This is a genomic window from Chondromyces apiculatus DSM 436, from assembly GCF_000601485.1.
Lineage (GTDB): Bacteria > Myxococcota_A > Polyangia > Polyangiales > Polyangiaceae > Chondromyces > Chondromyces apiculatus.
Genome location: NZ_ASRX01000065.1, coordinates 1 through 13139 on the forward strand (window position 1 = coordinate 1; position 13139 = coordinate 13139).

The following is a 13139-nucleotide window of genomic DNA, read 5'->3' on the forward strand; positions in this document are numbered from 1 at the left end:
CGGGGGGCGGGGGCGCGAGCCCCTGCCCCGAGAACTAGAGCCCGAGCTGGGGGGCGCAGCAGCTCTTCGAGGGGAAGCAGGAGACGGTGTCGCTCATGCAGGTGCCCACCTGGGTGCCTTCGTCGAAGCACTTGCAGGAGGCTCCCCCTTCTGGCCGCGGCACGCACTCGGCGGCTACCGGCTTGTCCTTGCAGATCCCCTCGCAGCGACAGCCGCCGTTCTTGGGGGTGCAGACCACGTCGAGGCAACCGCCGGTGGTGCACAGCTCCCAGGTGGTGAGGAGCGCGTCGCAGGCTGGAGGAGGCACGCAGTCTGCGGTGCGCTCGACGAGGAGGCAGGCCCGGTAATCCGCTTGCTCGGACGCGCACTCGGGGACGGCGACGAAGCCTTCGAGGCATACGGACACGCACTCTTCGAGGGGCTCAAGAGCGCAGCCCAGCTCGGCGAGGGCCGCGCAGTCGCGGTAGCAGATCACCGCGGCGCCCTCGGACAGACCGCTGCCTCCGGCGCCACCTGCGCCGCCTGCGCCAGCGCTGCCTCCCGCACCCCCTGTGTTGCCAGCGCCGCCCGTGCTCCCCGCGTTGCCGGAACCCGTCGTGCCCGGGGCGGGTTCGTCGGCGCCGCAGGCGCATGCGAGCAACAGCAAGGTGAAGGAGACGCGGAAGAGGTGATGGTGCTGGAGAAGGTGCATGCGAGCTGCCCGGCCTGCGAGGGTATCCGAGCGAGGGTCACCGGAGGAAGAACGGCCGCGAGCGCAGAGGCGGCGCAGAATGACCGCAGGAGCGGAGCGCGGAGGTGGCGTGACGCGGCGCGCGCCAAACGGATGAGGCGCGTGGGCGGGCTGCGCAGCAAGGTTCGCGCATCTCCCTGGAGATCCTCCGGGTACACTGAGCGGGTGGAGCACGTGGGGAGTCGCAGGAGGCGTTCGTTCGTTTCCCGTCGTCGCCGCGGCATTGCGGGCGGCTTCATCGCGCTGGTTCCTCTGGTCGTGGCGGGCTGCGGCCGGGCACCGACCCCACCCGAGAAGGCTGCGGCGCGGGCCGTGGGGGCCACCGAGCGCACCCCTGCCACGGTCACCCTGCTCTACACGACCGACGAGCACGGGTGGCTCTTGTCGAGCCACGATCAAGGCGAGGTGCGCGGCGGAGCAGCGGAGATGCTCGCGCACTGGATGTCCCGCGAAGGGCACTGCCCCGGGCCGAAAGGGCCACCCAACGTGCCGGCGTGCAAGGACCCGGGCACCATCGCCCTGTCGGGCGGGGACAACGCCACGGGGCCTGCCATCTCCTCGTACTTCCAGGGGCTGCCCATGGCCGAGGCCATGGGGCGCATGGGCTACACGGCGTCGGCGTTCGGCAACCACGAGTTCGACTTCGGGCGCGAAGGGTTCGTGCGCAACCGGGCAGCGTCCGGGGTGACGTACCTGGCGGCGAACCTGAAGGTGGTCGGTGGAGGGCCCGCGGAGGTGCGGCTGCCAGGGTTCACGGTGATCGAGCGGCGCGGGCTCCGGATCGGGGTGATCGGTCTGGCCACGGAGGACACGCTCCGCACCGCGATGGCGAGCCGGTTCGAGGGGATCGCGTTCGAGGCGGAGGAGAAGGCGCTGGAGCGCGTGGTGCCGGAGGCGTGGCGCGCCGAGCCGGACGCGCTGGTGCTGATCGCGCACGAGTGCCCGGACAAGCTCCAGCCGGTGCTGGCGCGGCACCCGGAGTGGCGCCTGTCGTTCGTGGGCGGCGGCCACTGTCACAGGACCAGCAACACGCGGGTGGGCGACACGCCGCTCATCAACCCGGGGTGGAAGCTGCGCAGCTACGCGCGGGTGGTGCTCGACGTGGACCCGCGGCGGGCGCTCGGCAAGCGGGTGGTGTCGACCTCGACCGAGATCGTGGAGCTGAGCCACCCGGAGGGGCAAGCACCCGCCGAGGAGGGGCTCGCGCGCAGCAGCGCCGCGTGGCAGGAAAGGCTCGAGCGCGCCCTCGGTGAGCGGATTGGATACACGGGGGGCATGGAGCGCGACTCGCGGGAGCTCAGCCGCTGGATCGGGGCGTCATGGCGGGAGGAGCTCCACGCGGACGTGGCCATCCTCAACAAGGGAGGCATCCGTCAGGCGGTGCCGAGGGGGTCGATCACCAAGGCGACCGTGTACTCGGTGCTGCCCTTCGACAACAAGCTGCTCGTGTGCTCCCTCAAGGGGCGGGAGATCGCGCAGCTCCTCGGGAACAAGGAAGCGGTCGCGATTGGGCTGACCCCGACGCGCCAGGGTGGGTTCGTGCTCGATGGCGGGCGCCCGTTCGACGAGGACGCGCAGTATTCTGTGGCGACCGTGGATTTTCTCTACTTCGGGGGTGATGGGTTCACCTTCCAGGAGCAAGACCCCTCACCACGCTGGACGGGCATCGACTGGAGATCACCCGTGATCTCGTACACGCAAGCCCTGTCGAGCAGTCCTTCCGCACCCCTGGAACACAAGATTCACTGAGGGGAAGGGGTCCCCGCGGGGTGGCGCGAGGACCCGCAGACGACATCAAGCAGCGAGCCTCCGCTTCACCGCGGCATGGCGCTTGCCGTATAAAGCGGAGATGTCGTTTGAAGAGAACAGCGGGCCGAAGCGGAACGTGGAACCCGGGGGCGCGGCGGCCGCACCGGCTGCAATTCGGCCCCCGACGCGCGTCAGCGCAGCCCGGGATGACGATGATGGTCCGCAAGAACTGACCGCCGAGCAGCTCGACGAGCTGCGGCGCATGCTGCAGGACCGTCGCTCGGCCATCGTGGGGAGCATCGGAGAACGCCAGAACGAGGAGCGCGACGTCAGCACCTCGCGCGTGGTGGGCGACGAGATGGACGAGGCGACCCTGGAGGGGACGACCTCGATGACGGGCAAGCTCCTGGAGCGCGACGTGCGCCTGCTCTCGGAGATCGACCGGGCGCTGGCCAAGCTCCGGGAGAACGCTTACGGCATGTGTGAGGGCACCAGTGAGCCGATCGGGTACGCGCGGCTGCGGCTGCAGCCCTGGGCACGCTACAGCGTCGAGTACCAGGAGGAGCTGGAGCGCGAGGAGCGGACGCGCGGCGGGAGGTGACGCGAGCCGCGTGACGCGAGCCGCGTGACGCGCAGGACGTGACGCGCAGGACGTGACGCGCAGGACGTGACGCGCAGGACGTGACGCAGGGGGAGGTGGGGGAGGTGGGGGAGGTGGGGGAGGTGCCGCGGGGACGCTGGGCCCCGCGGCGCTCCGCGAGCCGCTCAGGGCTTGAAGGACTGGGCGAGCTTGAGGCCGCTGACGAGCAAAGCGCCCACGTCTTCGAGCGCAGGCTTGGTCACGTTGATGGTGAACTGAGCCTGCGGCGCTGCGCCGCCCTGGTTCTGGGTGGAGAAGAAGATGGGGCCCGCGCCCTTGTGCGGTAGGTTGTTCAGCACGCCGAGCGCTTGCTGCACCGCGGGGGGTCCACCCGTGCCGCCCATGCCCATCGCGCCGAGCACGGTGCTCGCAGTGCTCCCCACGGAGCGGGTGATCGGCGCGATCGTCAAGAACCCGCCCATGTTGGCCTTGGCGTTCTTGATCGTCTCGAGCCCGGCGCGGCTGGTGAGGGTGCCGTCGGCGGGAGCGCCGTTCTTCACGGCCGCAAGCCGCCGCAGGAGATCTGCCTTGTCGGCGCCGATGGCCATCCAGCTCGTGTCGCCGTCACCCATGATGTAGAGGTGCACCTCGAAGCGGAGCGGCTTGCTCTTGGTCTTCGCCGGTCCAGCACCATCGAGGGGGTTCGGGTTCGGCGCGGGCAGGTCCTTGAAGGTCAGGTCGATCGCGACCCCACCCTTGCCGAGCTCCTTGGGCGCCGCGACCGTCTTCACGGTCGGCAGGAACTTGGCGTCGTCCTTCATGAGCTTCTTGAGTGCGGCCTGGATGCTGGGCCGGCCGTACGCGGTGACGATCCGCTTGAAGTAGCCGCCCAGGACCTCCGGCTTCTCGGTGACGCCGATGAGGTTCCAGCCGACGGAAGTGTTGATCAGGTCCTCGAACATCTTCTGGGTCGCGTCCTGCCCCGCCTTCGCCGCTGCGGGTGGAGGAGAGCCGCCGGATGCGGAGACCGAGCTCGCGTCCTTGCTCACGGGGAGGTTGCGGAGGAGATCCGCGAGGGCCTTGCGGTCGGCGGCAGAGACGGCGTTCTCCTTGGCGAGGTAGCCTTCGAGGAGGTCGCCGAGGGTCTTGAGGAGGGGCGCGGCGCGGGACCCGTCCGCGCTGTGGGCGAACGTCGCCGTCTCGCTGTCCTTCGGCAGGCGCCAGAAGAAGGGCGGGGGCGGGGCAAGCACGCGCGCCTGATCGGCGATGGTGCCCCCGAGCCACGAGGAGCTGCCGCGGAGGGCGATGGCGCCGGAGACGGTCAGGCAGCTCGTCGGATCGGCGCCGACCTCCAGGGTGATCTTGTCGGCGTCGGCGATGAGCGCGCCGACCTCGGTGGTGAGCGCGTTGCCCGCTTCCATGATCGTCTTGTCGAAGAGGGGCTCGCCGATGGTGGCCTGGCTCTGGATGAGGATCGGGACGCCGCGGAGCTGCTGGCGGGCCATGGCCCCGAACTTGTCGGTGATCGGGACGAGGCGCAGCTCGCCGCGCAGGTCGCGCCCCTCGGCGGGGGTGCCGGGCAGGGTGCGGGTGACGTACGGAGAGAGCTCGACGAGATCGGCGTCGCGGTCGCCGCAGACCAGGCGCGCAGGGGCGGAGCCAGCCGCGGCGGCGATGCCGCAGGTCCTGCGCGTGCGCTCCTTGCCGCCGATGCGGGAGAGGCCAGGGGCGATCTCGGTGAGGGTGCCGAGGTTCTCGGCGGCGCCGCGCGCGGCTTCGAGTGAGGTCAGGCCAAGGGAGACCACGCCGATCGGGCGGCCGCGCTTCGAAGCGGGGTCGAGCGCGACGACCCCGAACACCGGGGCGTCGAGCGCCACGACGGCGGCGAGCGCCTTGGGATCCATGTCGGCGGGGAGCAGCTCGTCGAGGATCGCCTCGACGGCGATGCGGGCTCCGGTCTCGGTGAGCTGGGGGGGCACACCGGCACAGCCAGCGAGGGTCGAGAGGGTGCTCTGGGGGTTTGACCACCGGGCCTGGGCCACCAGGTCGGCAGGCGGAGGCACCGGGGAGAGATCGAGCGGCGCGGCGGTGGCCACGGCGGCCGGAGGCGCGACGGTGGTGGGGGTGGTCGGCGTGTCACCCGCCGGCGGTGCGGAGCCGCAGCCAGCGACGAGCGGGACCAGGAAGCTCAGCGAAAGAAGGGTGCGCATGGCGGAGCGCCTTATACGGCGGCGGTCTGGCCGAGTCGACCCTGCCGCTCGGCAGGTCACCGCTGGCCTTGATCTCCATCTTGATCTCCATCTTGATCTCCATCGCGCGTGGCCGTACGCCCTCCGGGATGAAGTCTCGCCTGCACCGCCTTGTCCCTGTGTCCGTCCTGCTCGGAGCGTGGGCGCTCGCCGCGTGCGGCGCGGACCCGAAGCCTCCGCCGCCTCCCCCGCCTGCCCCTCCTCCGGCCGCCGCGCCCGAGCCAGAGCCCGAACCGGAGCCCGCGAAGTCGGCCGACGCAGCTCCCGACGCGGCTCCCGCGGCCTCGCCTTCGCAGAGCGCCGGTCGTCCTCCGCTCCTCAAGAGCGATTCCGAGGAGATCACCGACAGCTTCGGCTCGTCTCCGCCCGCGAAGCTCGAACTCGGCGACGACACGGGACGCGCGACGCTGAGGATCCCGGAGAACGCGCTGTCGCAAGGCGTGAACATCACCTTCAAGATCGAGAAGAAGGGCAAGTCGTCAGGGCCGCCCACCGGGAAGATTTACCGGACCTCGACGGTGATCCCGCCCGACGGCACGCCCCAGGAGATCTCCTCGGCGGGCCCCTCGTTCGAGCTGGCCTTCCCCGCGGGCAACAAGAAGGACGCGAACCTCGCCATCGGCAAGATCACCACCGACGACAAGGGCAAAGAGAAGATCGAGTGGTCGGTCGTGGCGCCGACGAAGATCGACGACACCACGGGGCTCGCGCACTTCGAGCTGAAGACCCTCCCGAACGGGTACTTGCACATCACCACCAAGGCACCGACCGAGCCGAAGCAATGATCGGAAGTGCCACGCGGCCGCGCCGCCATCCCTGATGGACCCCGGCGCGGCGCTCGCCTAGAACCTCCCCTCGACGCTGTGGATCTCCTCTACTTCGCGCTGCTCTGCTCGGTGCTCATCTTCGTGCACGAGCTCGGGCACTTCGTGTGCGCGAAGCTGTTCGGGGTGAAGGTCCTCACCTTCTCCATCGGCTTTGGCCCGAAGGTGCTGCGGCTCCGCGGGCGCGAGACCGAGTACTGCGTGGGCCTGCTGCCGCTCGGCGGGTTCGTGAAGATGCTCGAGGAGAACCGGCAAGAGCCGGTGCTGCCCGAGGACAGGCGGCGCACCTTCGAGGCGCAGGCGCTGTGGAAGCGGGTGATCATCGTGCTGGCCGGGCCAGCGATGAACGTGCTCTTCCCGGTGCTCCTGTACTTCGCGGTGTTCATCGGGGAGACCCGCTTCGTGCCGCCCACGGTGGGCTCGGTGCTCCCGGCGCACCCGGCCGAGGGCAAGCTCCGGCCCGGAGACCGGATCCTCGAGGTGGACGGTGAGCGGATCACGACCTTCGCGGAGCTGCAGCGGATGGTGGCGCGGAGCCCCGGTCAGGAGCTGAAGCTCAAGGTCTTCCGCGACCGCGAGCACGTGGACGTCACGGTCATCCCCGAGGAGAAGGTCGTCCAGAAGCCGCTCGAGATCGTGGAGCGGATCGGAGAACTCGGCATCCGGCCCAGCCGACCCGCGGCCGTGATCGGGATCTCGCGCCTCGATTCGCCCGCCTTCCGCGCCGGCCTGCGCACCTTCGATCTGGTGACCGAGGTCAGCGGACGTCCCATCAAGACCTGGAGCGATCTGGAGCAGGCGCTGATGGACAACCGCGGCGCCACGGTGCCCGTGACCTACCTGCGGCCCGTGCCGGTGACGCGCGCCCTCGGCGGGCTCGCCGACCTGGCGGTGTACGAGTCCGGCGTGGCGGCGCTGACCCCCGAGACCGGCGCGGCCGACCTGCAGAGCCGGACCGGGATCGAGCACGCCGATCTCTACGTGGCAGAGGTGCCCGAGGGGTCTCCCGAGTGGAAGGCAGACCTGCGCGTCGGCGACCGGGTGGTGGAGGTGGACGGGGTGGAGGTGACGGCGTGGTCGACCTTCACCGAGCGGCTGTTCGCAGCCCCCGACAAGCCGCACGTGATCACCTGGCTCCGGGCCGGGCAGCGGAAGAGCGGGACCATCGAGCTGCGGCGGGAGGAGTACCTCGACGAGTACGGCCAGTACCGGCCGCGGTTCTTCCTGCGGGCCGCCAACTGGTCGCCGATGGTGCCGGAGCCCTACGTGGAGGGCGGTCCGGCCGCGATCCGGCTCGCGCTGGAGAGCGCCCTCGACGAGACGTACGACGTCATCCGGTTCATCATGATCGGCATCGTGCGGATCGTGGAGGGCAAGGTGAGCATCTCCACGCTGGGGGGTCCGATCACGGTCTACGACGTGGTCGGCGAGGAAGGCGCCAAGGGGGTCAGCTACTTCGTGTGGGCGATGGCGGTGATCTCGATCAACCTCGGGCTCATCAACCTCCTGCCCATCCCCGTGCTCGACGGAGGCCACCTGCTCTTCTTCACCTTCGAGGCGGTGCTGCGGCGGCCGCTGCCCCTCCGGGTGCGCGAGATCGCGAGCCTCGCGGGGCTCGTGGTCCTGGTGGGCCTCATGGGCATTGCGTTCAAGAACGACGTGGAGCGGCGCTGGGACGTGATCCAGGGGCAGCTCCGCGAGCTGGCAGGGTAGGAAACGGAGCGCCGTGACGATCAGGACGAGACGGGATCGCGGAGAGGTGCAGGCCGGTGGAGAGGTGGGGGCAGCCGGGCAGGAGCCTCCGCCCACGAGCGCGGCGCGCTCGGTCGCGGCGCGGGTGCTCGCGCGGGTCTGGGAGGAGAGCGCGTTCGCCGCCGCGGCCCTCGACGCGGAGCTGTCACGGCTCTCGGCGCTCGACGGGCGGGACGCAGGGCTCGCGACGGAGCTCGTGTATGGCGTCCTGCGGACGCAGGTCTACCTGGAAGATCGGATCGCGAAGCTCGCCGTGAGCAAGCGCTGGGCCGGTGATCCGGCGGTGCGTGCGCACCTGCTGATGGGCGCCTACTCGCTCCTGTTCCTGGATCGGGTACCGGCCTTCGCGGCGGTGTCCGAGGCCGTCAACGCCATCCGGGCTGCGGCCGACGACCGGGTCGGCGCCTTCGCGAACGCCGTGCTGCGGAGGCTCGCCGACGAGGCTGCGCTGGGGCGTCCGACCCTCGTGGATGCGGTGGTGGCGTCGGCGCCTGGCTGGCTGCGCGGGGCGCTGCGGCGGGCGATCGGGAGGGCCGGTGCTTCGGCCTTCCTGGCGGCTGGCCCGGTGCCGCCGCCGCTCGGCCTTTGCCTGTCTCCCGAGGAGGACCGGGAGGCGTGGGTCGCCAGGCTGCTGGAGGCGTCTCCGAACGCGACCATCGAAGCAGGGCGCGCGTCCCCCCGCGCGATCCTGGTCCGGGGAGCCGGCGATCTGCGGCGTCTCCCAGGCTTCGGGACGGCGTGGCTCGGGCAGGAAGAGGGCGCGCAGACGGTGGCGCTCCTGCTGGGCGCGAGGCCCGGGGAGCGGGTGCTGGATGCGTGCGCCGGGCGTGGCAACAAGACCTGGCTCCTGTCGCGGCAGGTGGGGAGCGGAGGCGCCGTGGACGCGGCAGACATCCACCCGAACAAGCTGCGCGTGGCCATGAGCGCCGGCGCACGCGCCACGTACGGGGTGGACTGGAGCGGAGGGACGGGCGACGTCCCCGAGGGTTACGACCGGGTGCTCGTGGACGCGCCCTGCTCGGGCGTGGGGACGCTGCGGCGCAGGCCGGAGATCGGTCTGCGGCGCGAGGAGCACGACCTGGAGAGGCTCTCGGCGCTCCAGGTGACCATCGCGCGACACGCCGCGACCCGGACCCGAGATGGCGGGCGCATGGTGTTCGCGGTGTGCTCGGTGCTGCGCGAGGAGTGCGAAGCAGTCGTGGAGCGGCTCTCGGGGACGCCGGGGCCCGGAGAGCCGGCGGTGAAGCTCACGCCCACCCCGTTCGACGCTGCAGAGGCCACGGCGCTGGGCATCGCCGAAGGCGCGAGCGGCGTGAGGCTCTTGCCGCACGTGCACGGGACCGACGGGTACTTCGCGGCGATGTTCGTCGTGCACCACTGAACGAGCTACCACCGCGCGAATCCTGGTTCGTCCGTGACCTCCAGGATCTCCGCGCTGCAGCAGATCGCCAGGCCTCCCGTGGTCTCGTCAGTGAGGAACGGGTTGGCATGCGCATCGGGTGTGCCCGGAGAGGCGCTTCGGAGAAAACCCATGGCGTAGCCCCGTCCGACCCTTACACTTGATGGCGTGGTGGACGCACAACCCTCCAAGGTGAAGCTGTCGAGCTATCTCAAACGGTTGTGGCCAGAGCGCGCTGCGCGTGACAAGGCAGGCCCACCGCCCACCTGGCCGGCAGTGGACGACGTGGCCGGGGGCATTGAGGAGGATGAGGGGGGCCTCTCGCCTGCGCAGCGCGGCGCCATCCAGCTCCGCCGTTTTGCAGGGCCGACGGCGTATCTCGACCAGCTCTCGCCCATCCGCATCGCGCATCTGACCGACCAGCACGTCGGGCGCGTGACGCCGATGAAGCTGCAGCGTGAAGCGGTGGATCTCACCAACAAGCAGCGCCCCGATCTGGTGATGTTGACCGGTGATTTCGTCTGCCACAGCCAGCTCTACCTCGACCAGCTCGAGGAGCTGATCCGGTCGTTCGAGGCGCCCGTCTTCGCGGTGCTGGGCAACCACGATCACTGGTCCGGCGGCGACGAGGTGAAACAGACGCTCCGGCGCGCCGGCGCCGAGGTGCTGTGCAACGCCCACACCGTGGTCACGGTGCGGCACCAGGCGCTCCAGGTGGTGGGTCTCGACGACGCCTACACGGGCCACGCCCAGCGTGAGCGGGCCGTGAAGGGGCTGCGGAAGAACCTGCCCTCGATCGGGCTGTCGCACATCGCGGAAGAAGCTGACGGCCTGTGGCGGCACGGGGTGCCGCTCGTGCTGTCGGGCCACACCCACGCGGGGCAGGTGACGGTGGCGCGGCTGCACGAGTTCTCCATCGGCAAGCTCGCAGGCCACAAGTACGTGCATGGGCTCTACGGGACCCGGACCCCCGAGGCCTCCGGGCAGGGCGCCGTGTATGTGGGCGCTGGCATCGGCGCCTCGGTCCTGCCCTTCCGGATCGGCGATCGCGGGCAGCGCGAGGTGGCCATCTTCGATCTGGGCGAGGCGCCTGGATCGTTCGAGGAGCACCACGCCGAGCAGCTTCCGCTGAAGGGCCGCAAGCCCTCGCTCACCGTGCAGGCCAAGCGTGCCGAGCAGGTGGTGAAAAAGCGCGAGAAGCGCGCCCGAAAGCGTCCCTCGGCGCTGAGCTCACGCCCCTGAAAGGGGATGGTTACACTCCAGGCACCGATGCCTGGACTATCCCGCCTGCGCGGTAGCTTCGCGTTCACCCCCCGCACCCTGGCGCTGGTCTGGAGGTCCTCGCGCGCCTCCACCATCGCGCTCGGCGTGCTCACCCTCGTCGCCGCCGTCCTTCCGCTCGGCGTCGCGTTCGCGGGCAAGGCCATCGTCGATGCCGTGGTCGCCCGGGATGCGTCGGGCGCGCTCCACTGGGTCCTCGTCGAGCTTGCCCTCGTCGCTGCGCTCGCCGCCAACCAGCGCACGCTCACCCTGATCCGGCAGCTCCTCGGCGCCAGGCTCGGCATGGACATCAACGTGATGATCCTGGAGAAGGCGCTCACCCTCGACCTGCGCCACTTCGAGGATCCCGAGTTCTACGACCAGCTCACCCGTGCGCGGCGCGAGGCCTCCTTCAGGCCGCTCTCGGTCGTCACCGAGAGCTTCGGCATGCTCCAGAACCTGGTCACACTCCTGGGTTACGGCGCGCTCCTGGTGAGCTTCAGCCCCTGGGCCGTGCTGGTCCTGGTGGTGGCGGCGATCCCCGCCACCATCGCGGAGGTGCGCTTCTCGAACACCGCCTTCCGGCTGCGGAACTGGCGCTCTCCCGAGAGCCGCAAGCTCAGCTACCTCGAGCACGTGCTCGCCAACGACAACCACGCCAAGGAGGTGAAGCTCTTCGGCATCGGTCAGGAGCTGCTCTCCCGCTACCGCCGCCTGAGCGAGCAGTTCTACGTGGAAGACAGGCGGCTCGCGCTGCAGCGCGGGGGCTGGGGCTTCGGGCTGTCGCTGCTCGGAACCGGCGCCTTCTACGGGTGCTACGTGGCCATGGCGCTGACCGCAGCCGCCGGAAAGCTCACGCTGGGCGAGCTCACCCTCTACGTCGCCGCCTTCCGGCAGGGGCAGCAGGCCTTCCAGTCCATCCTCTCGGCGCTGGGCGGCATGTACGAGCACAACCTTTACATGTCGAACCTGTTCCAGTACCTGGCCATCTCCACCACCCAGGTGACCCAGCCGCGCCCCGCCGCGCTCCCTGCCCGCGCGGAGGGCGAGGCGCCGGAGCTGCGGTCGGGGTCGTCGTCAGCCACGGAGAGCCACCTGGGAGAGCCTTCCGAGCGGGGGATTCGCTTCGAGAAGGTGGGCTTCCAGTACCCGGGCCAGAGCCGGTGGGCGTTGCGGAACGTGGACCTGTTCATCCCGGCCGGGCAGAGCCTCGCCCTCGTGGGTCACAACGGCGCCGGCAAGACCACCTTCATCAAGCTGCTCACCCGGCTCTACGAGCCCACGGAGGGCCGTATCCTGCTCGACGGGAAGGACCTCCGCGGCTGGGACCCGGAGGCGCTGCGCGCGCGCATCGGGGTGGTGTTCCAGGACTTCGCCCAGTACCAGTTCCTCCTGCGGGAGAACGTGGGCCTCGGGAGCGTGGCGCACCTGCACGACGATCCGCGGGTTCACCGCGCCATCGAGCGGGGCGGCGCGAGCGAGGTGGTCAGCACCATCTCGGGGGGTCTGGAGGCGCAGCTCGGGCGGTGGTTCAAGGACGGCGCCGAGCTGTCGGGCGGGCAATGGCAAAAGATCGCCCTGGCGCGCGCCTTCATGCGCGAAGAGGCAGACATCCTCGTCCTCGACGAGCCCACCGCGGCCCTCGATGCGGAGGCCGAGCACGCGGTGTTCGAGCGTTTCCGTGCGCTGTCCGAGGGACGGACCACGATCGTGATCTCTCACCGCTTCCCCACGGTGCGCATGGCCGATCGCATCGTGGTGATCGAGGGCGGCGAAGTGCTCGAGGAGGGGACCCACGACGCGCTCCTCGCGCGCGACGGACGGTACGCCCACCTCTTCGCGCTGCAGGCCGCCGGCTACACCTGACGAGGAGCCAGGGAGCGCTCGGCGCTTCCAGGAGGAGGTCCACCGTGACGGTCCGCGATGGCCCGCGACGCCCCGCGACGCCCCGTGATCTCGAATCAGGCGCCGGAAGCGCGGCTCCCGCCTGGCCTGTCGCTTCCAGGCCGCTGCCCTGGCTTCTCGGAGCGCGGCCCTGCATACGTGCCGCTCATGCGCAGGCCACTCTCGGGCGGCATGTCCACGATCCGACGGCGGCGGAGGATGGCTTCGGCGCGCAGCTTGTCGAAGGCGATCCGGTCATGGTGCGCCGAGATCACGCCGCCCACCGCCGCGCTCACCAGGGTGACCGCCATGGCGACCATGCGCGACCGGATCAGGACGTGCACGCCGCCCAGTCGTTCGACGTGGCTCTTCGACCAGCGCGTGTAGGTCGACCGCACCTCGGCCGTGTAGCCGGTGATCCCCGCCCAGTCGTGGAACACTTCCACCTTCTCGGTCGTGGCTGCCGCCACCCGGTCGAAGGCCTGCATCGCGTGGAGCGCGCACTCGATGTCCGCCTGCCCTTCTGCACGCGTGTAGAGCACGCCTGGCGCCGGATAGAAGATGTTCATCTCCCAGGTCGGCCCCTTCCAGCACTCGCGTTCTGCTGCAGGCGAGGACATCGGACCTCCTATCGTACCGCACATCCTTCCCCGGGAGCCCGCGACCTCCGGCGCTCCCGAGGATCGTCAGCGAGGATCGTCAGCCAGGACGC

11 protein-coding genes are annotated in these 13139 nt (G+C 70.4%); 7 read left to right on the forward strand and 4 right to left on the reverse strand.

What is annotated here, in order from left to right; translation table 11 throughout:
- Positions 1-34: 34 nt before the first annotated feature.
- The gene (locus tag CAP_RS32435; protein WP_044247977.1) at positions 35-691 is read right to left on the reverse strand and encodes a hypothetical protein; all 657 of its coding nucleotides are present in this window, start codon (positions 689-691) and stop codon (positions 35-37) included.
- A 297-nt stretch (positions 692-988) separates the two neighbouring features.
- Here CAP_RS32435 and CAP_RS32440 point away from each other — a divergent pair, with 297 nt between their 5' ends.
- Positions 989-2479, forward strand: coding sequence for a bifunctional metallophosphatase/5'-nucleotidase (locus CAP_RS32440; RefSeq protein ID WP_197041450.1), 1491 nt, complete (start codon positions 989-991; stop codon positions 2477-2479).
- 100 nt (positions 2480-2579) lie between these two features.
- Positions 2580-3080 (forward strand): TraR/DksA family transcriptional regulator, encoded by a 501-nt coding sequence (locus CAP_RS32445; protein ID WP_231511814.1) that lies wholly within the window; start codon positions 2580-2582, stop codon positions 3078-3080.
- Positions 3081-3244: 164 nt separating this feature from the next.
- On the opposite strand, the gene CAP_RS32450 is transcribed toward CAP_RS32445, so the two are convergent.
- A complete protein-coding gene (locus CAP_RS32450; protein ID WP_044247981.1) occupies positions 3245-5269 on the reverse strand; it encodes a hypothetical protein in 2025 nt (674 codons plus the stop codon).
- Between the two features lie 128 nt (positions 5270-5397).
- On the opposite strand from CAP_RS32450, the gene CAP_RS52775 reads away from it, so the two are divergent.
- The 3 genes from CAP_RS52775 to CAP_RS32465 all read left to right on the forward strand — a co-directional run bounded on the left by CAP_RS52775 (position 5398) and on the right by CAP_RS32465 (position 9265).
- Positions 5398-6093 carry a hypothetical protein gene (locus CAP_RS52775; RefSeq protein ID WP_231511815.1) on the forward strand — a complete coding sequence of 232 codons (696 nt, stop codon included), beginning with the start codon at positions 5398-5400 and terminating at the stop codon, positions 6091-6093.
- 78 nt (positions 6094-6171) lie between these two features.
- Entirely contained in the window at positions 6172-7845 is a 1674-nt protein-coding gene (gene rseP, locus CAP_RS32460; RefSeq protein WP_044247983.1) for an RIP metalloprotease RseP, read from the forward strand.
- Between the two features lie 13 nt (positions 7846-7858).
- Entirely contained in the window at positions 7859-9265 is a 1407-nt protein-coding gene (locus CAP_RS32465; RefSeq protein ID WP_052376435.1) for an RsmB/NOP family class I SAM-dependent RNA methyltransferase, read from the forward strand.
- Between the two features lie 5 nt (positions 9266-9270).
- Here the strand turns inward: CAP_RS32465 and CAP_RS51220 are convergent, their stop codons facing one another.
- On the reverse strand, positions 9271-9417 hold the full coding sequence (locus CAP_RS51220) for a hypothetical protein (RefSeq protein WP_156041338.1): 147 nt from the start codon (positions 9415-9417) through the stop codon (positions 9271-9273).
- 34 nt (positions 9418-9451) lie between these two features.
- Between CAP_RS51220 and CAP_RS32470 the strand changes: the two genes are divergently transcribed.
- Together CAP_RS32470 and CAP_RS32475 are read left to right on the forward strand one after the other, a co-directional pair.
- The gene (locus CAP_RS32470) at positions 9452-10525 is read left to right on the forward strand and encodes a metallophosphoesterase (protein ID WP_231511816.1); all 1074 of its coding nucleotides are present in this window, start codon (positions 9452-9454) and stop codon (positions 10523-10525) included.
- 27 nt (positions 10526-10552) lie between these two features.
- Positions 10553-12409: an ABC transporter ATP-binding protein gene (locus CAP_RS32475; protein WP_044247986.1), complete on the forward strand. Its 1857-nt coding sequence runs from the start codon at positions 10553-10555 to the stop codon at positions 12407-12409.
- Positions 12410-12504: 95 nt separating this feature from the next.
- Here CAP_RS32475 and CAP_RS32480 read toward each other — a convergent pair whose 3' ends face one another.
- The gene (locus CAP_RS32480; RefSeq protein WP_044247987.1) at positions 12505-13047 is read right to left on the reverse strand and encodes a hypothetical protein; all 543 of its coding nucleotides are present in this window, start codon (positions 13045-13047) and stop codon (positions 12505-12507) included.
- Positions 13048-13139 lie beyond the last annotated feature (92 nt).

Bases quoted from the DNA above. Each gene is read 5' to 3' on its own strand.
- CAP_RS32435 (WP_044247977.1), bottom strand. From the start codon at position 691: ATGCACCTTCTCCAGCACCATCACCTCTTCCGCGTCTCCTTCACCTTG.
- CAP_RS32445 (WP_231511814.1), top strand. From the start codon at position 2,580: ATGTCGTTTGAAGAGAACAGCGGGCCGAAGCGGAACGTGGAACCCGGG.
- CAP_RS32450 (WP_044247981.1), bottom strand. From the start codon at position 5,269: ATGCGCACCCTTCTTTCGCTGAGCTTCCTGGTCCCGCTCGTCGCTGGC.
- CAP_RS52775 (WP_231511815.1), top strand. From the start codon at position 5,398: ATGAAGTCTCGCCTGCACCGCCTTGTCCCTGTGTCCGTCCTGCTCGGA.
- CAP_RS51220 (WP_156041338.1), bottom strand. From the start codon at position 9,417: ATGGGTTTTCTCCGAAGCGCCTCTCCGGGCACACCCGATGCGCATGCC.
- CAP_RS32475 (WP_044247986.1), top strand. From the start codon at position 10,553: ATGCCTGGACTATCCCGCCTGCGCGGTAGCTTCGCGTTCACCCCCCGC.
- CAP_RS32480 (WP_044247987.1), bottom strand. From the start codon at position 13,047: ATGTCCTCGCCTGCAGCAGAACGCGAGTGCTGGAAGGGGCCGACCTGG.